At 61.5% G+C, this 20,141-nt stretch carries 12 protein-coding genes and 3 pseudogenes; 8 read left to right on the top strand and 7 right to left on the bottom strand.

All coding sequences use genetic code 11. From position 1 onward, the window contains the following. Window positions 1-106 precede the first annotated feature (106 nt). Complete coding sequence (locus OKW30_RS28465) at window positions 107-562, top strand: rhodanese-like domain-containing protein (RefSeq protein WP_090806430.1); 456 nt, start codon at window positions 107-109, stop codon at window positions 560-562. 152 nt (window positions 563-714) lie between these two features. After that, window positions 715-2,799 carry a putative bifunctional diguanylate cyclase/phosphodiesterase gene (locus tag OKW30_RS28460; protein WP_429348241.1) on the top strand — a complete coding sequence of 695 codons (2,085 nt, stop codon included), beginning with the start codon at window positions 715-717 and terminating at the stop codon, window positions 2,797-2,799. Here the strand turns inward: OKW30_RS28460 and OKW30_RS28455 are convergent. After that, window positions 2,792-3,334, bottom strand: a pseudogene (locus OKW30_RS28455) (dihydrodipicolinate synthase family protein); the annotation flags it as partial. The gene OKW30_RS28460 and the pseudogene OKW30_RS28455 overlap by 8 nt on opposite strands. 124 nt (window positions 3,335-3,458) lie before the next feature. On the opposite strand from OKW30_RS28455, the gene OKW30_RS28450 reads away from it, so the two are divergent. Continuing rightward, a complete protein-coding gene (locus OKW30_RS28450; protein ID WP_184073984.1) occupies window positions 3,459-4,751 on the top strand; it encodes an aspartate carbamoyltransferase in 1,293 nt (430 codons plus the stop codon). A gap of 19 nt (window positions 4,752-4,770) precedes the next feature. Here the strand turns inward: OKW30_RS28450 and OKW30_RS28445 are convergent, their stop codons facing one another. Together OKW30_RS28445 and OKW30_RS28440 are read right to left on the bottom strand one after the other, a co-directional pair. Next, window positions 4,771-5,631, bottom strand: a complete 861-nt coding sequence (locus OKW30_RS28445; RefSeq protein WP_184073982.1) for an alpha/beta hydrolase — start codon at window positions 5,629-5,631, stop codon at window positions 4,771-4,773. Between the two features lie 146 nt (window positions 5,632-5,777). Continuing rightward, complete coding sequence (locus tag OKW30_RS28440; RefSeq protein ID WP_184073980.1) at window positions 5,778-6,602, bottom strand: NAD(P)H-dependent oxidoreductase; 825 nt, start codon at window positions 6,600-6,602, stop codon at window positions 5,778-5,780. 70 nt (window positions 6,603-6,672) lie between these two features. Between OKW30_RS28440 and OKW30_RS28435 the strand changes: the two genes are divergently transcribed. Both OKW30_RS28435 and OKW30_RS28430 read left to right on the top strand, forming a co-directional pair. Beyond that, window positions 6,673-6,804: a hypothetical protein gene (locus OKW30_RS28435; protein WP_260321389.1), complete on the top strand. Its 132-nt coding sequence runs from the start codon at window positions 6,673-6,675 to the stop codon at window positions 6,802-6,804. 390 nt (window positions 6,805-7,194) lie between these two features. Beyond that, window positions 7,195-8,229 (top strand): annotated as a pseudogene (locus tag OKW30_RS28430) (IS701 family transposase); the annotation flags it as partial. Between the two features lie 469 nt (window positions 8,230-8,698). Here the strand turns inward: OKW30_RS28430 and OKW30_RS28425 are convergent. Together OKW30_RS28425 and OKW30_RS28420 are read right to left on the bottom strand one after the other, a co-directional pair. Then, window positions 8,699-9,943: an HlyD family type I secretion periplasmic adaptor subunit gene (locus OKW30_RS28425; RefSeq protein WP_090809617.1), complete on the bottom strand. Its 1,245-nt coding sequence runs from the start codon at window positions 9,941-9,943 to the stop codon at window positions 8,699-8,701. Continuing rightward, complete coding sequence (locus OKW30_RS28420; RefSeq protein WP_429348240.1) at window positions 9,940-12,315, bottom strand: type I secretion system permease/ATPase; 2,376 nt, start codon at window positions 12,313-12,315, stop codon at window positions 9,940-9,942. Before OKW30_RS28420 ends, OKW30_RS28425 begins: the two co-directional genes overlap by 4 nt. Window positions 12,316-12,857: 542 nt before the next feature. On the opposite strand from OKW30_RS28420, the gene OKW30_RS28415 reads away from it, so the two are divergent. Beyond that, entirely contained in the window at window positions 12,858-13,568 is a 711-nt protein-coding gene (locus OKW30_RS28415; RefSeq protein WP_184073976.1) for a response regulator transcription factor, read from the top strand. A 126-nt stretch (window positions 13,569-13,694) separates the two neighbouring features. On the opposite strand, the gene OKW30_RS28410 is transcribed toward OKW30_RS28415, so the two are convergent. Beyond that, window positions 13,695-14,378, bottom strand: a complete 684-nt coding sequence (locus tag OKW30_RS28410) for a response regulator transcription factor (RefSeq protein WP_184073974.1) — start codon at window positions 14,376-14,378, stop codon at window positions 13,695-13,697. A gap of 257 nt (window positions 14,379-14,635) precedes the next feature. Here OKW30_RS28410 and OKW30_RS28405 point away from each other — a divergent pair. After that, window positions 14,636-14,914: pseudogene (locus tag OKW30_RS28405) on the top strand (IS6 family transposase); the annotation flags it as partial. 90 nt (window positions 14,915-15,004) lie between these two features. Beyond that, window positions 15,005-16,156 (top strand): IS110 family transposase, encoded by a 1,152-nt coding sequence (locus tag OKW30_RS28400; RefSeq protein WP_429346759.1) that lies wholly within the window; start codon window positions 15,005-15,007, stop codon window positions 16,154-16,156. Between the two features lie 586 nt (window positions 16,157-16,742). On the opposite strand, the gene OKW30_RS28395 is transcribed toward OKW30_RS28400, so the two are convergent. Next, a complete protein-coding gene (locus OKW30_RS28395) occupies window positions 16,743-20,138 on the bottom strand; it encodes an ATP-binding protein (RefSeq protein WP_429348239.1) in 3,396 nt (1,131 codons plus the stop codon). Window positions 20,139-20,141 lie beyond the last annotated feature (3 nt).

Raw genomic sequence — 20,141 nt, 5'->3', positions numbered from 1 at the left:
CGAAGATTGACGATCACGCCACTTACCGGGCGACCCGCCGCTCGTCACAATCGACCGTGCCTGAAACGCACGCGCCCCACCACCCGATCAACTCACCCTTGCTGCCATGACTCACGACAACCTCACCACCGTCCCGAACGCCGTCACCGCGATCCCCGCCGCCGACAGCGCCGCCGCGCTCGCGCACTTCCAGGCGTCGCTGCGCTTCGAAACCGATTGCACCGACGTCCACGCCGCGCTCGCGAGCGGCGCGCCCGGCTTCGTGCTGCTCGACGTGCGCAGTCCCGCGCTGTTCGCGCAGGGCCACGTGCCGGGCGCGCTGAATCTGCCGCACGGCAAGATCGTCACGTCGAAGCTCGCGGCTTATGCGCCGGACACGCTGTTCGTCACCTACTGCGCGGGGCCGCACTGCAACGGCGCGGCGCGCGGCGCACTGCGGCTCGCGCAGCTGGGGCGGCCCGTCAAGCTGATGGCGGGCGGCGTCACCGGCTGGCTGGACGAAGGCTTCCCGCTGAGCCGCGAGGACGCCGATCCGCCGTCCGATCCACGCTCCGATGCATAGCGTGACTCGCAATCCGACACGCGTTCCAGCGCGGCATCCGCCGCCGTCCGCGCGCCGGTTTTTCCCCCTGTTCGCAAATCGCAAATAAGTTAAACAAAAGTTCGAAAAGTACCGATAACATGTCCAGCCGGACTCCTCCCGGCGGACCCAATATGCAGAGTTCATATAATTTCTGGCTCGTCGCGATTTCGTTCGCGGTCGCGACCCTCGCGTCGTACACCGCGCTCGATCTGACGGGCCGCATCTTCCTGCTCGGCTCGACGCGCCGGCGGCATGCATGGCGGCTCGGCGGCGCGTTCGCGCTCGGTGTCGGCATCTGGTCGATGCACTTCGTCGCGATGCTCGCGTTCTCGCTGCCTATCCCGCTCGGGTATGACCTGGCGACGACCGCCTGCTCGCTGGCCCTCGCGATCGGCGCTTCGTATCTGGCGCTCTCGCTGACGACCCAGCAGCGCCTGACGCCGGTCCGGCTGCTGACGGGCGGCGTGGCGATGGGGATCGCTATCGCCGGCATGCATTACACCGGGATGGCGGCGCTGCGCATGGCGCCCGCGATCCACTACCAGCCGGCATGGTTCGCGGCCTCGATCGCGATCGCGATCGGTGCGTCGAGCGCCGCGCTGTGGATGGCGCGCGCGCTCAGCAACGAACACGAGCGCCATATCGCCCGCAAACGTCTCGCCGCGGCGCTGGTGATGGGCGTCGCGATCAGCGGCATGCACTACACCGGCATGGCCGCCGCCGACTTCGCGCCGGGCGCGATCTGCGGCGCGGCCAACGACATGAACGCGCGATGGCTCGCCACCTCGGTGATCCTGCTCACGTTCGCGGTGCTGATCGTCACGCTGATGCTGTCGCGCTTCGACGTGCGCACCACCTTCCTGCTCGGCGCGGTGTCGCGGCTGAACGGCCAGATCGTGCGGCTCGCGACGCTCGACGCACTGACTGGCCTGCCGAACCGCGCGACGCTGACCGAGCGGATCGAACGCGCGATCAGCGGCGCGCGTCGCCAGCGTACGTCGTTCGCGGTGCTGTTCATGGATCTCGACGGCTTCAAGACGATCAACGATTCGCTCGGTCACTCGGCTGGCGACGCGGTGCTGTCCGCATTCGCGCAACGCCTGCAGCAATGCGTGCGTTCGAGCGACACCGTCGCGCGGCTCGGCGGCGACGAGTTCGTCGTGCTCACGGAACATCTTACGTGCGGCGACGACGCGGCCGCGCTCGCCGACGGCGTGCTTCACCGGATGCGCCAGGGCACGTGGAGCGACGAACAACCGCTGCAGGTGATGCCGAGCATCGGCATTGCGCTCTATCCGCGCGATGGCGACAGCGTCGAGACGCTGCTCCAGCACGCGGACGCCGCGATGTACGAAGCGAAGCGCGCCGGCCGCGGCACCTACCGCTTCTTCGAGCGCAGCATGAACGAGGCCGCCACGCGCACGCTGCGGATCCAGCAAGTGCTGCACGACGCCTTCGCGAATGATCGTTTCTCGCTGCTGTTCCAGCCGAAGTTTCAGCGCGGCGGCGACGCGCTCGCGGGCGCCGAGGCGCTGATCCGCCTGCACGATCCGGAGATGGGCGCGCTGATGCCGGCCGAGTTCATCCCGGTCGCCGAGCGCTCCGGGCAGATCGTGCAGATCGGCTACTGGGTCGTGCGCGAAACCTGCCGGCGCATTCGCGGCTGGATCGAACAGGGCCTGCCGGCGATGAAGGTGGCGATCAACCTGTCGCCGCGTCAGCTGTTGCAACCGGACCTCGTCGAGACGATCCTCGACATCGTCAGGAGCGAGGACGTCGCGTGCGAGCAGATCATGTTCGAGATCACCGAGACCGTAGCGATGCAGGATGCCGCGCGCACGGTCGAAGTAATCCGCGCGTTTCAGGCGAGCGGCTTCGACATCTCGATCGACGACTTCGGCACCGGCTATTCGAGCCTCGCGTATCTGCAGCGCTTCCAGGTGAAGCAGCTGAAGATCGATCGCTTCTTCATCAACGGTCTCGACGCGAACGGCGCCGCGGGCAGCGCAATCGTGTCGGCGATCATCGCGCTCGCGCACTCGCTCGAAATGGACGTGGTCGCCGAGGGCGTCGAAACCCAATCGCAGCTCGACAAGCTGTGCTCGATGATGTGCGACGAAGTGCAGGGCTACCTGCTCGGCAAGCCGATCAACGCCGACGACTTCGGCGCAATGCTCCGCGGCAGAACGATGGCCGCAAGCGGAGTCTCTATCTGAGCAGCGTCTCCCCCAACGCCGCGAGCCGTTCGGTCAACGCCTCGCTCGCACGCGTCATCGGCAAACGCAATTCGTTGCGCACCCATCCCCTCGCCGCGAGCAGCGCCTTCACCGGCGCGGGATTCGGTTCCGCGAACGCGAGCTGGATCTGCGGCACGAGCGCGTGAAAAATGCGTCGTCCTTCGTCGAGCTTCCCCTGCGTCAACGCGCGATAAAGCGCGACGAAACGCTCGGGCCGCCAATGCGCCGACGCCGCGATCGCCCCGCTTCCACCCGCGCACACCGTCGAGAAGAGCTCGAGGTCGTTGCCCGCGAGCACTTGCAGACGGCCGTCGCGAATCAGCGCGAGCGTCGTGTCGAGCGAACCGGCGCAATCCTTGATCGCCTGAATTCGCGGATGCACGGCGAGCGTCAGCAGCGTGTCGAGCTCGAGCCGCACGCCGGTGCGTTGCGGAATATCGTAGAGCACGACTGGATGCACGCTCGCGTCCGCGAGCGCGCTGAAATGCGCGACGATGCCGTCCTGCGAGGGCCGACGAACCAGTTCCCGGAGGAAAACGCTTGACTTCTACGCGCCGGAAACTAATATACGCACCGCGTACATCAACGCGTTTTGCTGCCTTACTCCCGCCGACCCCACTTTTGCGACAGGTGCCCTCATGAGCGTTCCGCAACAAGCCTTCCTACGCGATGCGATGCGTCGCCTGAACATGACGCGCGATACGTTCGCTAACCGCATCGGCGTGTCGCGCCGGGCGCTGGATACGTGGCTGCTGCCGGACGACTCGCAGGAATCGCGGGCGATGCCGGAAATCGTCGAGCGTTTCGTGTCGGAGATCGTCGCGAACACGGAGCCGGGCGAAGGATATACGCAAAGCGTAGACTCGCAATCGCTCGCAAGCCAGATTCTGTTCGAGGGCAAGCCGCAGCTGCTGTCGGTCGATCAGTTTTCGCGCGACTCGGTCGAGGCGCTCTTTCGCGTCGCCGACATCATGCAGCCGATCGCCCGGCGCCGCAAAATCTCGCGCGTGCTCGAAGGCGCGGTGCTCGGCAATCTGTTCTTCGAGGCGAGCACGCGTACCCGTGTGAGCTTCGGCGCGGCGTTCTGCCGGCTCGGTGGCTCGGTGTGCGACACGACCGGCTTCACGTTTTCGTCGATGGCGAAGGGAGAATCGATCTACGACACGAGCCGGGTGATGAGCGGCTATGTCGACGCGCTGGTGATCCGCCACCCGGAGCAAGGCTCGGTGGCCGAATTCGCGCGCGCGACCAACGTGCCGGTGATCAACGGCGGCGACGGTCCCGGCGAGCATCCGAGCCAGGCGCTGCTCGATCTCTACACGATCCAGCGCGAGTTCTCGCGGCTCGGCAAGATCGTCGACGGCGCGCACATCGCGCTGGTCGGCGACCTCAAGTACGGACGTACCGTGCATTCGCTCGTGAAGCTGCTGGCGCTCTATCGCGGCATCAAGTTCACGCTGATTTCGCCGCCGATGCTCGAATTGCCGGGCTATATCATCGAGCAGATTTCGCGCAACGCTCACGTGATCGAACAGACGCACGACCTGCGCACTGGCTTGCGCGGCGCCGACGTCGTATACGCGACGCGCATCCAGAAGGAGCGCTTCACCGACGAATCGTTCGAAGGCTACACGCCCGACTTCCAGATCAACCAGGCGCTCGTCGATAGCGTGTGCGGCGCCGAAACACTGATCATGCACCCGCTGCCGCGCGACAGCCGGCCCGGCGCGAACGATTTGAGCACCGACCTCAATCACGATTCGCGGCTCGCGATTTTCCGGCAGACCGACAACGGCATTCCGGTGCGGATGGCGATTTTCGCGGTGCTGCTCGGCGTCGACAAACAGGTCCAGCATTCGATGCGCGATGCCGCGTGGCGCCCGCCGGTCTACCTGGGACCTGACGACGCGGTGTTTCACGGAATCGATTGACGCGGATAGCCGTCCGCCGTCAGGCCGCGGCCGCGGCCCGCGCGTCACGCATTTCGCGCGCCGCCTGCCTGAACGTGCCAGCAAAGAACAGCACCTGATATTTGACCGCGTTCGACCAGTACTTCCACGTATGGCCGCCGGGCCGCTCGGCGTAATCGTGCGGCACGCCGAGTTCGACGAGCCGCTCGTGCAGCAGCCGGTTCGACTGCACGAGCGAGTCGTTCACGCCGCAATCGATCGTCAGCGCGATATGGTCGCGGCCGAAATCCTCCGCACTCGCGACGATCGCCTTGCTGTTCCAGAAGTCCGCATATTGCATCGGGTCGCCGAACACCCGCTCGATGCCGGGCTCGTCCTCGCTGCCGCGCGGGTCCACCGCACCGCTGATGCTGCCCGCCGCGCCGAACGCGTCGGGCCGGTCGAGCGCGATGCGTAGCGCGCCGAAGCCGCCCATGCTCAAGCCCGTGATAGCGCGCGCCTGCTTCGTCGCGATCGTGCGGAAATGGCTGTCGATATAGGCCACCACTTCCGTACCCACGTAGGTTTCGTAGCGGCTGCGCGGATCGACGGGGCTATCGATGTACCAGCTGTCGCGGCCGCCGTCGGGCATCACGAGGATCACGTGATAGCGGTCGGCGAGCTTGCCGATATGCGAATTCGCGGTCCAGTCCGTGTAATCGCCGCCCGAGCCATGTAGCACGTAGACGACCGGAAAGCGCGCGGCCTGGTTGCCACGCGCGTATCGATCGGGCAGCACGACGGTTGCGTCGAACGTACGATGCATCGCCGCGCTCGGAATCGTGACGACGCGCGACTGGAACGCCCACGCCGGCGATGCGATCAGCATCAGAATGAGCCAGAACGTATGGACTGGATTCATGGTGAGTCGCCCCTTGCGGTTGCTTGCGGCTGCTTACGTTCGTCAGGCATCCGAAGAAGAGCGCCCCGGCATGCCTCGGCCTATGTCCGCGAACGACTGTAGCAATGGCGACTTACAGCCAAATTTCAGCGAAACATACGATCCAGTCAGGCTTCGGTCGCTTCATCGGCTTCAGTTGCCGTCTCTGCGCCCGCATCTTCAACGTGCGCGGCAAACCCCACCCGCCCCGGCGCCAGATCGTCCCGCAATGTGAGCGCCGGAATCTCATACGCGCCGCCGTTCTGCGGCAGGAACGCGATCGGCGCGGCCGTCCACAGCGTGTCGAGCCGTCGCCCGAGCGCCTCGCTCACCTCGGCATACTTCGCCTCGTCGACGCGGCTCGTGCGATAGACGACGAACGGCGGCAATACCTCGAAGCCGGGGTAATACAGCACACCGTGCTGGATCGGGAACAGCACGTCGTCGATCGGACCGTTGATGCCGCGAGCGCTGTAGTGCGACTCCCAGCCGCCCGTCGTGACGATCAGCATCGCGCGCTTGCCCGCGAAACGGCCCTCGCCATAACGCTCGCCCCAGCGCGCATCGGAATGCTCGCCGACGCCATACGCGAGACCGTACGCATAGACACGCTCCACCCAGCCCTTCATGATCGCCGGCATCGAGAACCACCACAGCGGAAACTGCAGGATCACCGCATCGGCCCACTTCAGCTTGTCCTGCTCACGCGCGATGTCCTCGCTCTGCAAGCCGTTCTCGAACGCATGCTTCGATTCGAGCGACGCGAAGAAGCGCTCGCCGCTGTGACGCTCGCTGGTGTCGTGTGCGTCTAGCGACGCTTTCCAGTTCATCGCGTACAGATCGGACACTTGCACCGTATGGCCGGCGCGTTCGAGATGGCGGACAGTGAAGTCCTTCAGCGAACCGTTCAACGATTTCGGTTCGGGATGCGCATAGATGATGAGAACGTTCATGATGGGACCTTCGTGGCTGAAAACAGTCACGACAGGCATCGCCGAGGTATATTGGAAATGAATTCCCAATATGTCAGGTATTGCCGTGGTTAATCTCAGAAGACTCGACCTGAACCTGCTGGTCACGCTCGTGTTTGCCCACAAAAAAAAGAAAAAAGAAAACAATAAAGATGAAAAAACCGTTGCCGACGCGACTCAATAAAGAACGAAAAATGCAAGCAAAACGAAAGATGTAGAGCCTCCGATTTACGGGCACAACCCAGCTAAAGGCGTTATCGGCAGGTGGATGTCAGTGCGGCAACCCGCTCCGAATGCTCGAATTGCGCCTCTCCCGGCATACCCCCCCGCCGACCGAAGGACCAAATCCGATCCACCGTTGCGGGTCGCGCGCCGACTGATCCGGTCGCCACGTCGGCCAAAGCTGACGCTCGCCCGTTTGACGGCGAAGGCTGCAGGTCGCTTCGCTGCCGTTCGCAGGCAGATGTTGGCGAGCGGACACTTCTCGCGTTCAGCAAATGACAGTCCCAAACCCGCCTTAGTCGCCCGCAATTACGCCGACAGACGTCTCTTCCTTTAACACGCTGCTGAAGAAAACGGCTACTACTGGATCATTGACGACACCGGCTTTCCAAAGAAGGGACGTCATTCGGTCGGGGTGGCACGTCAGTACCGTGGGCAACTCGGAAAGCAGGACAACTGCCAGGTTGCAGTGAGCCTGTCGATCGCGACGCAACGCGGCAGCCTGCCGATTGCCTGGCAGTTGTATGTCCCCAGGGAATGGATTGACGACCGGGAACGTGCCCGTCGTGCGGGCATTCCCGACGATCTGGCCTTCGAGACCAAGCCTCAGATTGCGCTGGCCCAGCTTCGCGAGGCTATGGCATCCGGCGTTGCACCGGGCATCGTGCTGGCCGATGCTGGGTATGGCGACGAAACCGCTTTCCGGGAAGGCGTAACGGAAAGGGGTTTGTTGTACGCGGTAGGGATCCGGCCGGGCACCTCTGTGTGGGCACCAGGTACGGCGCCGCTTCCGCCCAAGCCCTGGAGCGGGCGCGGCAAGCCACCGACATTGTTGCGCCGTGCGCCTGGCCACGAGCCGATCGCCGTGAAGGAACTGGCCATGCAATTACCCGTAAGCGCCTGGCAATCCGTAACCTGGCGCGAAGGCAGCAACGCAGCACGTTCCTCGCGCTTTGCCGCCGTACGGGTTCGTCCCGCACATCGCGACTATTGGCGAAGCACCGTTCGCGACGAAGAATGGCTGCTTATTGAATGGCCTGATGGCGATCCGGAACCGCTCAAATACTTTCTCACTACCGCGCCCGGGGAGGCGGTTCAGCGAGACTTGAGCAGCTTGTGTTCGTGACCAAAATGCGCTGGCGCATCGAGCGCGACTATCAGGACCTGAAACAGGAGTTCGGGCTCGGTCATGATGAAGGGCGAGGCTGGCGTGGCTTTCACCACCACGCCACACTGAGTATCGCTGCGTATGGGTTTCTGATCGCTCAGCGACTCCGAATGCAATCAGATGGACGCGATAAAAAACTTCCTTGAACGCGCGCTGTCTGCCCTTCCCCCGGATTACATCCCCCGGGGCAGTCCAGCGCGCTCAACGCCACGTTCCTGATTCCATTACTACGTTGCGCATCCTGCTTGGACTAAGGCTCATGCAACGATGGCTCTCTTCCTGTATGGCAATAGAGCGCGCAACTAATTATCTGACACAGTAAGATTGGGGAATCGTCATAGCGCCGTCGCAGTTATGACCATGGTTGCACCCTTCGCTATGTCATTGATCCGGTCTTGAGCACCGGCAATACGTTGATCTGCGTAGTCGTACTCATTGGATTCGCCTCTTGCTCGTTCAACCGCCCGCAATCATGCGTACCGTAGCGCCACGATCAACAACGACGCGCGAATCATTCCAAGCGCCGCAGCGTGTCGTGCCGGGTCAGGCGCGCTCCAGCGCAGCGAGCTTCTTCCGACCACGGCATGCAGACCCGGAAAGACGCGGGCTTCCAACCGGGAATCTTCCGGTTTCCTCCATGCTCACCCGTGCATGGCATTACCGGAAGTCACCAGATCCAACGAGATAATCACCGCTCCCGGAACGCTTCACGAGCCTTGAAAATCGGCTTCAGAATGTAGTCAAGAATGGTTTTCTCACCGGTACGGATGTCGACCGTCGCGATCATCCCGGGCAGAATCGGTAAGCTTTTTCCGCCTGCATGCAACTCACTGGAGTCTGTCAGCACAAGCACGCGGTAATACGTCGCATCGGGCCGGCCCGATGCGGCCTTCTGGTCGTCCTTGAGCGTGTCGGGGCTGATGTGCTGAACCGTGCCTTTCAAGCCTCCATAAATTCCGTAGTCGTAAGCCGTAATCTTCACGGTGGACGGTTGATTCGGATGCAGGAATGCAACGTCCGAAGGCTTGATGCGTGCCTCGACGAGCAATTGATCTTCCAGCGGGACAATTTCCATGATGTGCTCGCCCGGCTGGATGACCCCGCCAATCGTATTGAAGCGTATATTCTTCACCGTGCCGTACACCGGTGCAATCACAGTCGTACGCTGTAGAACATCCGCACGACCCACTACGGTTTCGCTGGTTTGCGCCAGTTCGAGTTCCAGCTTCGTGAGTTCCGAGTTTGCGTCGGCCTGAAATCTGTTGCGACGCTCGACGATCTGTGAGCGCAGCTCGTTTGCCTGCCGGCGCATGCGGAGCAGTTCGACTTCAGAAACAAGACCTTTGGCCGCCAGCGGCTCGGCCAGGCCAATTTCCTTGTTCGACAGCGAGTAGCTCTTTTCCAACGCGGCCACGCTATCGTTCAGTGCACGACGTCGCGCGTTGTAAGCAAGCGTCTCCTGCTTCACGACCGTAGGCACGGCTTTCACGTCGTCAGGAAACGTCAGCGGCTGCTCGTACGCCTCGGCACGCAAACGCGCAATCGTCGCCTTCAGTCCTACCGACTTGGACCACGCTTCGCGATAGCTCGTCTCGGCTCGCGTCGGATCGATCTTTGCCAGCACTTGCCCCTTCTTGACAATGTCGCCTTCACGTACGTCCAGTTGTTCGAGAATGCCGCCCTCAAGACTCTGGATGACCTGTTCGCGGCTCTTCGAAATGATGGTCCCCTCGCCGTGCGTTATCTCCTCCACGCGCGCAAAGTACGCCCAGGTCAGACCGCCGGCCAGGACCGTGAGAATGACGTAGAGCATGATCATTGAGCCCGGCGTCGACTGCGTCAGCAGCGATTCCCGGATGTCGCTCATGAAAGCAGCGTCGCCTTTGGCGAGCTTAGCCTTTTTCTTGCCTCGTTTGAAAATATTGAAGTTCATTGCGATTGCTCCTTGTTCGGTGCGCCTGCCTGCGTATTACCCGCTTGCGCAGCGGCTGCCGGTACCCTCTCTTTGGCGCTCATGATCCTGATCTTCGCGGCAACGGCCTGAGGCGCCACGGGCGTATTTGTTGCGGCCGCGACGCCGGGCGAGGTGCCCGGTCGCGCGCGCTTCGGCGTTCCATCCACCGCTGCCGGTTCGCTCTTGCCTGACAGCATCGCGAGGATCTTGTCCTTCGGACCATCGGCCACGACCTTGCCTTCTTCGACTACGACAATCCGGTCAACCAGGGCCAGCAAGGATGGGCGATGGGTCACCACAACGATCGCCTGCCCCGCAGTTGCACGCGCGAGATGTTCAAGGAAGAGCGCCTCGGTTTGGGCGTCCATTGCGCTCGTCGGCTCATCGAGCAACAGGAGCTCCGGCCGGGCAAGGAGGCTGCGGGCCAGCGACACCAGCTGACGCTGGCCACCGGAGATGCCCGCACCACCTTCTCCGATTGGGAGGTTGATACCCCGTGGGTGGCGGCTGGCGACATGATCAAGCCCTGTCAAACGTATCACGCGTAGAAACTCGTCGGCGCTCGCTTCCGGCCGTCCGATCATCACGTTTTCGCGCAGACTGCCGTGAAAAAGACGCGCGTCCTGGCCCACGTACCCCACAGCTTTGCGCCAGTCGGCGAGGTCAATCTGCTCAACGTCCAGACCGTCCGTGAACATCTGCCCTCCGACCGGCGCGTAAAGACGCGCCATCACACGCAGAAGGGTCGATTTACCGCTCCCAATGCGGCCCAGGATAGCAACCCGCTCGCCGGACTGGATGCTCAAATTGACGTCCTTCAGAACCGGCGGATTCGGTTGCATCTCCTGTGTGGGATACGAGAAGCAGACGTCCTTCAGGGTGATTTGCCCCGAGAGCGAAGGCTTCGGCAGATACGTGCGCGATGAATCGCGATCGACAGGCATCGCCATCAAGCTGTTCAACGAATGCAGCGCGGCCTTTGCCTGCTGGAAGCGCAAGGCGAGTCCCATCACCTGGCTCAGCGGCGCAGTAATCCGGCCAGCCAGCATCACCGTACCGATCAACGCGCCTTGCGTGAGCTCGCCTGCGTCGATCAGGTAGACGCCGAACACGATCAGCACCACGGTCTGCAACTGCTGCAACAAGGTAATGAAGCTCGTCGCCTTGCTGGAAATCTGACGCGACTTCATCGAAGAAGATGCCGCCATCGCGCTGAAAGACTCCCAGCGCTTTTGCATATGCCCTTCGCCACCCACCGCCTTGAGTGTTTCCAGACCTTCAACCGATTCGATCAGCACGCCCTGCTTGAGCGACGCTTCCTTGAGGTTCTCTTTCATGATCCGCGCGAGCGGCCATTGCACCAACAGACTCACACCGATGATCAACGGGATCATCAGCAACGGCACCCAGCCGAGCGAACCGCCGACCGCGAATACCACGCCTACAAAGACGAGCACGAATGGCAGATCGGAAATTGCAGAGAGCGTGGCAGAGGTTGCGAAGTCGCGCACCGACTCGAACTCGCGCAACTGGTTGGCGAATGACCCTGCCGACGACGGTTTGTGCTCCATGCGGATGGAGAGCGCCTGGCGGAACAAAAGCGTGCCCATGACCAGGTCGGCTTTCTTGCCGGCGACGTCGAGTAAATGGCTACGTACATGGCGCGAGATCGCTTCGAACAGCATCGCAATTCCAACCCCGATCGCGAGCGACCAGAGCGTGACGTAGGCCTGGTTCGGGACCACGCGGTCATACACGTTCATCGTAAAAAAGACGCTGGCAAGGCCGAGCACATTGATCAGCAATGCACCGAGCGCAGCACTCGCGTAGTAGCGTCGATAACGCCATAGCGTGCCCAGCAACCAGTGGCCGGCCGGTTCGACGCTATCCCCTTCGCGCAGCTCGACTTTGGCCGTCGGCTTGACCAGAATGGCGTAGCCCGAATAGATTTCGTCCATTTCCTCTTGGGTGTACTCCACGGGCTCGGGACCAATTTCCGGCACCATCACCTGATATAGAACGCGGCTTTTGGCTTCCTTGTCCGGATTCGCACGCCGACCCAGCAGCACGCAGCCACCCGTGCGGCGATGCAGCAAGATGACCGGCAGCACGTGCTCCGGCAACAGTTGCAGACGACGCTCCACCAAGCCCGCCGTGAGGCCCGCGTTTGACAGGGAGTCGAGCGCCAGTGACGGCGAAAGCATGCCGCTCTTCGGCAGCCCCGCGGTGAGCGCCTGCGCCGTCTTGCCGCAACCGTAGCGCTCGCAGATCCACATCACGGAACCGAGGAGGCCGTCCTCGTTGGTGAGGGGCGCGGCAGCCTGTACGTCAGGAAAATCGTTTCGAGTCATGATCGTAACCGGTTAGATTGAAGTATGTGGTGCGACACCTGAACCGCAATCCAGACTCAGAAAACAATGAAGCAATGCTCGTCGTTTAAAGGATCGATTCGGCTAATTCGGGTGACCTGATGAACGAAACATGAGATTTCGTACTGGCTCCAATTGTCCGGATATCGGTGACCCCGCGAAATCAGACAGCCGCGACAACATAGTGAGACTGGTACGAATTTTTAGTTCGCAGTCTTTCACAAGCACTGATTTCCGCGCGCGATTGTCTGACCAGATAGGGCCGCCAGTATCAACGGTGGCCAACCCACTATTCGCCTGTTAATCTTGTATCGTTACTAGTAACATGAAGTTAAAGTCCGACGTTTGTCGATTTAAATTCGTCTCAGTGCGGTGAAACATGAAATGGCACCGATTTAAGGTTAGAAACCTGACAGACAGGCTGACCAGCCCCAGGAAAACGGTCCCGCTTTCTCATAGTCGAATTGCTTATGCGGGCGCGTTGTAATGCAAGGCATTGTGCCCGGAGATAAAGGACGCCCCAAATGGAGAATGCCGCCATCCATGTCATGTTTGCCGACGATCACCCTGCGATCGTTGCCGGACTGATTTACATGCTTGAAGAACACCGTACCATCAAGACAGTGGGCACCTGCACAAACTCGACCGAGCTGATCGCGGAACTCGGCACGCGGCCATGCGATGTACTGGTGTGCGATTACTCCATGCCGGGCGGCAATTACGGTGACGGCATTACGCTGTTTTCATTTTTGCGGCGCCGATACCCGGCCATGCGCATTGTCGTGCTGACGATGATCGACAACCCAGGTATCATCCGCTCGCTGCTCAAGCTCGGCATTCAGTGCATTCTGAGCAAGGCCGACCCGATGGAACATCTGGTCGCCGCGATTCACGGCGCATATGCGGACGCACGTTATTTCTCTCCAACCATTTCAAAGATTGTCTGGCAACTCAACGTGGATACGCCTGCCTCCGGCAGTCGAGCGCTTACTGCACGCGAATCCGAAGTGGTCCGACTCTTCGTGTCGGGACGGTCGGTCAACGAAATCGCAGCGCAACTCAAGCGCAGTAAACAAACCATCAGTTCGCAGAAAGCCAGCGCAATGCGCAAGCTAGGCGTGGGAAACGACATCGAGCTGATCAAGTGTTCGATTGACACGGCGCCTACCCTCGTACCGGAAGATGGTGCCCATGATGCGTCCGATCCGACGCAGCCACGCGACGGCAAACCCTGACGACGAGATGACAGCGGCGACGAGGGCCTTTAAGTGCATACGCGATCGAGGGTAGCATCGCAACAAAAAACACTAAAAGCGCAAAAGCGATGAGTTTGGACGCGTGTGATGCGAAGACTGATCCGGTCAGATCTCCGGCTGCGACCCATCGGTCGCCACACCGAGCCCAGCTTCGTATGCAAAGTGAAACAGGTCGGCGTCCCGTTCAATCCCGAGCTTTCGCATCGCGCGGGTCTTTTGGGCACTGATTGTCTGCTTAGTGCGATGTAGTCGGTCGGCGATTTCATTCACAGACATACCTGACACGAACAGCCGGATGACTTCCGTTTCGCGCGTGCTCAGCGTTTGGGTGCGTTCGTTCCGACCAGGAGAGGAATCCGGAATAGCGTCTTTCAGGCTGCGCGAGGTAGAAAGAAAGTAGGTGGCGCCCGCATAGACAGCGTGAATCGCGGAGATCAAATGGCTCGTGTCATGAGCTTTACTTAACACCGAATGCACGCCACGCTTTGACATTTCACGCGTAATGGCAGGGTTTTCGATAGTCGTGAAGACTACGATCTTGAGCGCCGGGTAGGTTCGTAGCAAGAATGCCAGCAACGTCAAGCCGTCCCCGTACTCTCCACCGGGCATCGCGTAATCGGTAATGAGGACATCGCAAGGGGCGCTGTTCAGCACCTTGATGAGCTCGCCGGAGTCTCCTGCCGTGCCTGTAATTTCCAGCGTAGGTACAGCGGAAAGTTCGTGCTTGATACCGGAAAGGAGTGCCGGATGATCGTCGGCCAGCACGACACGGATTTTCATTTTGCTCATGCAAAGCTCCGCGGAAATGGGATGAACCGGGCCGCGACGGCAAGCTCAATGTACCCGAATCTGACTTATCCGAGAATACCCTCTGGAAAACTGGAAAGCAAAATAAGTGGGGCAAATTCGACTGACTGGACAATTTATGGCTTTCCCTCGTATGTGTCGGATTTCCGAGGGCTGGCCACCAGGAACCGAGAGCCGGGCCATTGTCGACGTTGTCAGGTAGCTGAGGTCGTCGCGAAGAGGGTCAGATGAAGAAATAAAAATCGCCGCTTCACGGTCACCGTTGGTCCGCTGGCGTCTTCAGCACGCCGTGCGTTGGTATTTTCTCTTTCAGTTGAGCTTGCCGTCATCGAGGAGTTGCTCTTCGAGCGCAGCGTGGTCGTGACTTACGAGACGATCCGAGGCTGGCGCGACAGATTCCGTGCAGGCTTTGATGCCGCTTGAAAGCGGCCCGACGCGAGACAGATAGCACCCGGCATCTCGATGCGATGTTTTTGACGCCGCGCACCGAGCCTTCCCTGCTTGACGAACATGACGCCGGGCCCCGAACAGATCCTATGAAGCGTCCAAGTCGTCGACTGGCTAACGCCTAAAATTGGCGTACCGAGGTTTGCTCACGGGAGAGCATCATGCGTACAGATCAGGGATACACGCGTACTGAGGAACCGGCGCTGGCGGTGTCACTCGAACTCGCCGCGGCGAAGTGGAAGGTAGCGTTGCACGACGGGCAGCGGGAGCAGCCGGCGGTGTACACCGTAGCGCAACCGCAAGCCCCCGCGCGCCTACAGGCCGTGCTGGAAGTGATCGAACAACAGAAGCTGAAGTGGTCGCTGCCCGCGGGCGTGCACCTTGTCGTGAGTTATGAAGCCGGCCAGGACGCGTTCTGGATCTATCGGGCGCTACGGGCACGCGGTATCGAGTGTCATGTGGTCGATCCCGCGAGCATTCCGGTCGAGCGCCACAAGCGGCGTGCCAAGACTGACCGGCTTGATGCAATCAGGCTGGTGATCAGCCTGCGCGCGTGGCTGCGCGGCGAGCGCGACCGCATGCACGTGGTGCACGTGCCGTCACCGCAGGACGAAGCGTCCCGCCATCTGATGCGCGACCGAGGGGAACTGCAGAAGGAGGTGCTACAGCATCGTGACCGGATGCGCAAACTGCTTGTCACGCTCGGCTGCTGGGATGAGGTTGACCACACGGCCTTCGCCGCCCGCCTCGCCCGTGACCAGGTGCGGTGTCACGACGGTGCGCCACTGCCGCGCGAGCTGCGGGAGCGGCTGCTGCGCGAGTGCGAACGGCTGGCGCTGGCCGTGCAGCAACTCGCGGCACTCGAGAAAACGCAACACGCTGGCCTGCCCGCACCCGCACGCGAAAGGATCGATCTTCTGACGCAGCTAAATGGCATTGGCCCGGTGGGTGGCTCGCGTCTGGCGCTCGAGCTGTTCTGGCGGGACTTCCATAACCGGCGCGAAGTTGGGGCCTGCGTAGGGCTCGTTCCACAACCCTACGACAGTGGCGAGAGCCAGGTGGACCAGGGGATCAGCAGGCAGGGCAACCGTCGCGTGCGCGCACTGCTGATTGAGATGGCGTGGTGCTGGATCCGTTACCAGCCTGGCAGTGCACTGACGCAGTGGTTCAACCAGCGCACGCAAGGCACGGGACCGAATCGCCGCGTGCGGCGCATTGCGATCGTCGCAGTAGCACGACGCCTCGCGATCGCGCTGTGGCGCTACTTGAAGGACGGCGTGATACCCGAAGGCGCACAACTGAAGTCAGTCTGAGCCCGAAAGGTATCGCGACAACGCAATCAAGGGAGGAACGATACCTGTCGATAGAGAGTTTGAAGTGAACATGCCCGTGTTGATGGCGGGTTGCTAACGCGACCGATTAAACAGATGGGGCATGCTCCCGGAACAGGTTCCGGCGTAACGCGCATAAAGGATGAGGCTGGCCATACGCCAGCGGATAGAAGTTGGTGAGACGTTGCTGTCTTACGCGCGCGATAAGCGGCTTCAGGCTAACGACGTCGACCGGCCTGTAGCCATGGTTGAAGTTGAGGGCGGGTGGAATCCCCCGGACTGCCGCGAAAATGCGGCTTGTATGGCGGCGAGCGCCATCACCCGCGCTTGCCGCCATACGCCAGCATGTCACCACTTTGCAGCGAGGAGAAAGAGACTTGACCTATCCTTTGTAAGCCAGTTCGCAAATGGCCTTGACAACTTTCTGCTCATAGAAGTCATCAACCCACGCGTAAACGTGGGCGCCGCATGCGAGGCTTATTTGACAAACCGCCTCAGCATGCGCTGGCACTGGATCGTCACGTTGATACCCCATCCTGCGGACGTCCTTTCACCAGAATCAGATTTCTCAACCGACCTCAGGACACTCAGATTCTGATACCTCCGCAAGAACTTCACGCAGCGTTTTCGTGTCGGTCAGAACATCGGTGCGCAAACGGGCGCCAAGAGTCTCAATCATTTTCTGCGCCGCCTGAACACCATCCTTCGATATCGTTATTTCCAGCCGGGCGCATTGATCTGCCAGGGCGTCATGCCCAAACACCGCTAACGCGCCTCGCAGCGAATGCAACTCAGCCAGCAACCGGGTTGCATCCCCGTCATTGTGTGCCGCACGGATCACCGTCAACGATGCCTCACACGACTTCCGGAACGTTTCACGCGTCTGTTCCGGGACGGCTCGCCCCCCCAGCATGCCGTCGCGCCTGGGCTCGCTTCCATCCGCTTCTATCACCACGCGTGGCACGCCAGTCACTTCCGACAGAACCGCCGACAACTCATCCAGTTGTAGCGGCTTGGTCACCACGCGTGCCATGCCGGTCGCCTCGCACCACGTTCGCACCTCCAGCGTTGCGCTCGCCGTGGCCGCCACAATCGGCATCTCCGGCCAGTGCACCTGTGCTTCGCGTGCCAGCGCGTAGCCGTCCAGTACCGGCATCGACAGATCCGTCAGCAGCACATCAAAGCGTTCCCGCGATAGCCAGTTAAGTGCGTGCTGCCCATCTTCTGCCGCCCGCGTCTCGCAGCCCAGCATCCTCAACTGCTCCTCGAACAGTTGACGGTTCACCGCGTTGTCCTCCGCGATCAGCACTTTCAACCGGCGCGACGACAGCACCTGCTGCGTCTCATCGCACGCCTGGAGCGCCTCGCCTTGCAAGGTGTACCGCAACGCCGCCACAAGCCCCTTCAGGCTGTAGCTCGAGACCCTGACTACCGGCTCTACCGCTACCGGATATGCCGGACCTTCCGTACTACTGTCGATCACCCACGACGACTCCGCTAACAAACCGCTTTCATCATCCGCGTGCCAGGTGTCACGCTCGCCGCAGAGGATCAGCGCGTCCGCCTCGTTCAACATCGCCGGGTGAAGTTGCGCCGGATGCCGGTATGCCTGCACCTGCAGCCCCCACGCCTCCAGCGCTGCCACTGCATACGTGTGCCAGGCGTCCGCCGCAGCCACGAACAGTATCCGCTCTCCCGCGAAACGCGGCATGTCCGACTCGCCTTCGCTCTCGCCCAGCGGCACCCGCGCCGTAAAGCAGCTGCCCTGACCTGGCTCGCTGCGCACGGCGATCGTACCGCCCATCGCATCGATCAGCCGCGCGCACAACGCGAGGCCAAGTCCCGTGCCGCCAAAGCGACGGTTGATCGTTGCATCCGTCTGGCTGAACGCCTGGAACAGAAGCGCCTGCTGTTCCGACGACATCCCGATCCCGCTGTCTTCCACCTCGATCGTCAACATCGCGTCCTGATCGTCCACGCCCGCCTCCACCGACAACCGCAGCGTCACCTCCCCATACGCCGTAAACTTGATGGCATTCGCCAGCAGGTTGTTCATCACCTGACCAAGCCGAGTCGGATCACCTTGCATCGGCAGCACCGGCGACGTTCCGAACACGCCCGACAGCCTCACGCCCTTTGCGCGCGCCAGCGGTCCGAACATCAACAGCGCCCGAGACGCCACCTCCTGCGCGTCGAATGCGATCCGCTCCAGTCTCATCTCGCCGGCCTCGCTCCTCGAGAAGTCCAGCACATCACTGACGATCTCAAGCAGTCCGGCCGCCGAGGCCCGGATCGTCGTCAGACGGTCGCGCTGCAACGCATCCAGTTGCGAGCGCGACAGCAGTTCCAGATTTCCCATGATTGCATTCAGCGGCGTGCGGATCTCATGGCTCATCGCCGCAAGGAACGCCGATTTCGCCGCGTTGGCGGAGTCGGCCGCCTGCTTCGCGTCACGTAGCTGCCGCTCCAGACGCTTTCCCGCCGTGATGTCCGTGAACGCCGTCACAAGCACGTCCTGTCCCTGGTAGCGCGCCGGCACAACGCTCACCGAGAGGTCCATCGCCCCGCCCTCGCGCGTAGGGAGCGTCAGTTCCTCGTGCAGCATGCCGTTCGCCCCCGTTTCCCCGCCGCGCTCCCGGTGACGTCGAACCAATTCCGCCGACAGCGTCTCGGTCGGCACGACTACCCGCGCCGCAGCGTCAATCATCGTCGGGCTGCGCAATAGCGCCTTTCCGCTCTCCACTGCGATCAGCCCCAGCCCCACTGGCGCCGTTTCGACCAGCATGCGGCTCAGGTGCTCACTCTCGAACACCCGTCGCGATCGCTCAATTGCCGGCCGGAAAACGCGTTGCTTGAGATAGATCAGAAACCCCCATACGACGGCAAGCGTCGCAAGCGTAAGCACAGCACCGATACCGATCTGTTTTCCGATGCCCGCAACAACGTCGCGCCACGTAAATACATAGACAAGCACCCAGCCCGTATCGCCAAGACGATCCGCAATCGTGAATACACCGTCCCGCCAGGTTTCGCGTTGCATGCTGCCGGTCGCTCCCGCGACACCTAACGCCCGAACGCGATCAATCAATGCAGGGGCCTGCTCATTCCAGGCTGTGCTCGCTACTATTTCTCCTTTCTCTGACACGACCATATACGTGCCATCGAACCCGCCAACGGTCAGAGGTGCTGTCAAGATCTCCGGGTCGTATTCCGTCACGAGGACCGCAAACGGTGATCCGTCTGAGAACACCGGCGCGGCGATGCGAATCGCCATTTTTCCCGTCAAGGGACTGATAGCAGGCAGCATCCAGGATACGGGCCGACGATTATCGGGTTGCTCGCCCGCATGGATGCCGGCCAGACCATCCAGCCCATCCCCCAGATCCGCAATCAAATGCGCACGGCCGGCAGACGTCCCGGCCATCGCTGCCTGGTGGGGCAAGGGCGCAGACAGAATTCCGGCAATATTGTGCTGCGCACCATAGAAATAGCGGCTCGCCTGCTGGCCCCGCACCAATGAATTTACTGCGCTGACACGACCGAGTTGTGCAGTGAGACCAAGATAGCGACGGCGTTCATCGTGGGTCAGGGATTTACCTGGCATGTCGAACAACAACGGCGGTTGTGCCGTGGACGTGGGCAATGGCACGAATGCGTACCCCTGACTGCGAAATCGCGTGATTAGCTCAAGATCGACCTGATCCGCGTCCTGCCACGCCAGCTCCGCGCTGACTAGCGCGGAGCGGAACAATGCTTCGCTCGAGTTGACTTCGCTCATGACGAGGTTGCGATCGACGAGGAAGTTCTGCCGCTCAGCTGCAACCTGCCCGCGTACCGCCGACAACGCCGCGAGCGTGAAAGCGAAAAGCATCATGATCGTGGTCACCAATCCACCACCGAACACCAGCAGCTTCTTGTAGCGCTGCAACTGGTTCAAGGCATCATTCTGTGGAGCGGAGGACATGGC

Source organism: Paraburkholderia sp. Clong3, assembly GCF_050436485.1.
GTDB classification, from domain to species: Bacteria; Pseudomonadota; Gammaproteobacteria; order Burkholderiales; family Burkholderiaceae; genus Paraburkholderia; species Paraburkholderia tuberum.
Note: the sequence above shows the minus strand (reverse complement) of the source record. Positions and strands in the feature narration are given on the sequence as shown.

Excerpts from the sequence above, each read along its gene's own strand:
- OKW30_RS28415 (WP_184073976.1), top strand. The coding sequence starts at position 12,858 with ATGGAGAATGCCGCCATCCATGTCATGTTTGCCGACGATCACCCTGCG.
- OKW30_RS28440 (WP_184073980.1), bottom strand. The coding sequence starts at position 6,602 with ATGAACGTTCTCATCATCTATGCGCATCCCGAACCGAAATCGTTGAAC.
- OKW30_RS28425 (WP_090809617.1), bottom strand. The coding sequence starts at position 9,943 with ATGAACTTCAATATTTTCAAACGAGGCAAGAAAAAGGCTAAGCTCGCC.
- OKW30_RS28410 (WP_184073974.1), bottom strand. The coding sequence starts at position 14,378 with ATGAGCAAAATGAAAATCCGTGTCGTGCTGGCCGACGATCATCCGGCA.
- OKW30_RS28460 (WP_429348241.1), top strand. The coding sequence starts at position 715 with ATGCAGAGTTCATATAATTTCTGGCTCGTCGCGATTTCGTTCGCGGTC.
- OKW30_RS28420 (WP_429348240.1), bottom strand. The coding sequence starts at position 12,315 with ATGACTCGAAACGATTTTCCTGACGTACAGGCTGCCGCGCCCCTCACC.
- OKW30_RS28400 (WP_429346759.1), top strand. The coding sequence starts at position 15,005 with ATGCGTACAGATCAGGGATACACGCGTACTGAGGAACCGGCGCTGGCG.
- OKW30_RS28395 (WP_429348239.1), bottom strand. The coding sequence starts at position 20,138 with ATGTCCTCCGCTCCACAGAATGATGCCTTGAACCAGTTGCAGCGCTAC.
- OKW30_RS28435 (WP_260321389.1), top strand. The coding sequence starts at position 6,673 with ATGTCAGGTATTGCCGTGGTTAATCTCAGAAGACTCGACCTGAACCTG.
- OKW30_RS28465 (WP_090806430.1), top strand. The coding sequence starts at position 107 with ATGACTCACGACAACCTCACCACCGTCCCGAACGCCGTCACCGCGATC.
- OKW30_RS28445 (WP_184073982.1), bottom strand. The coding sequence starts at position 5,631 with ATGAATCCAGTCCATACGTTCTGGCTCATTCTGATGCTGATCGCATCG.
- OKW30_RS28450 (WP_184073984.1), top strand. The coding sequence starts at position 3,459 with ATGAGCGTTCCGCAACAAGCCTTCCTACGCGATGCGATGCGTCGCCTG.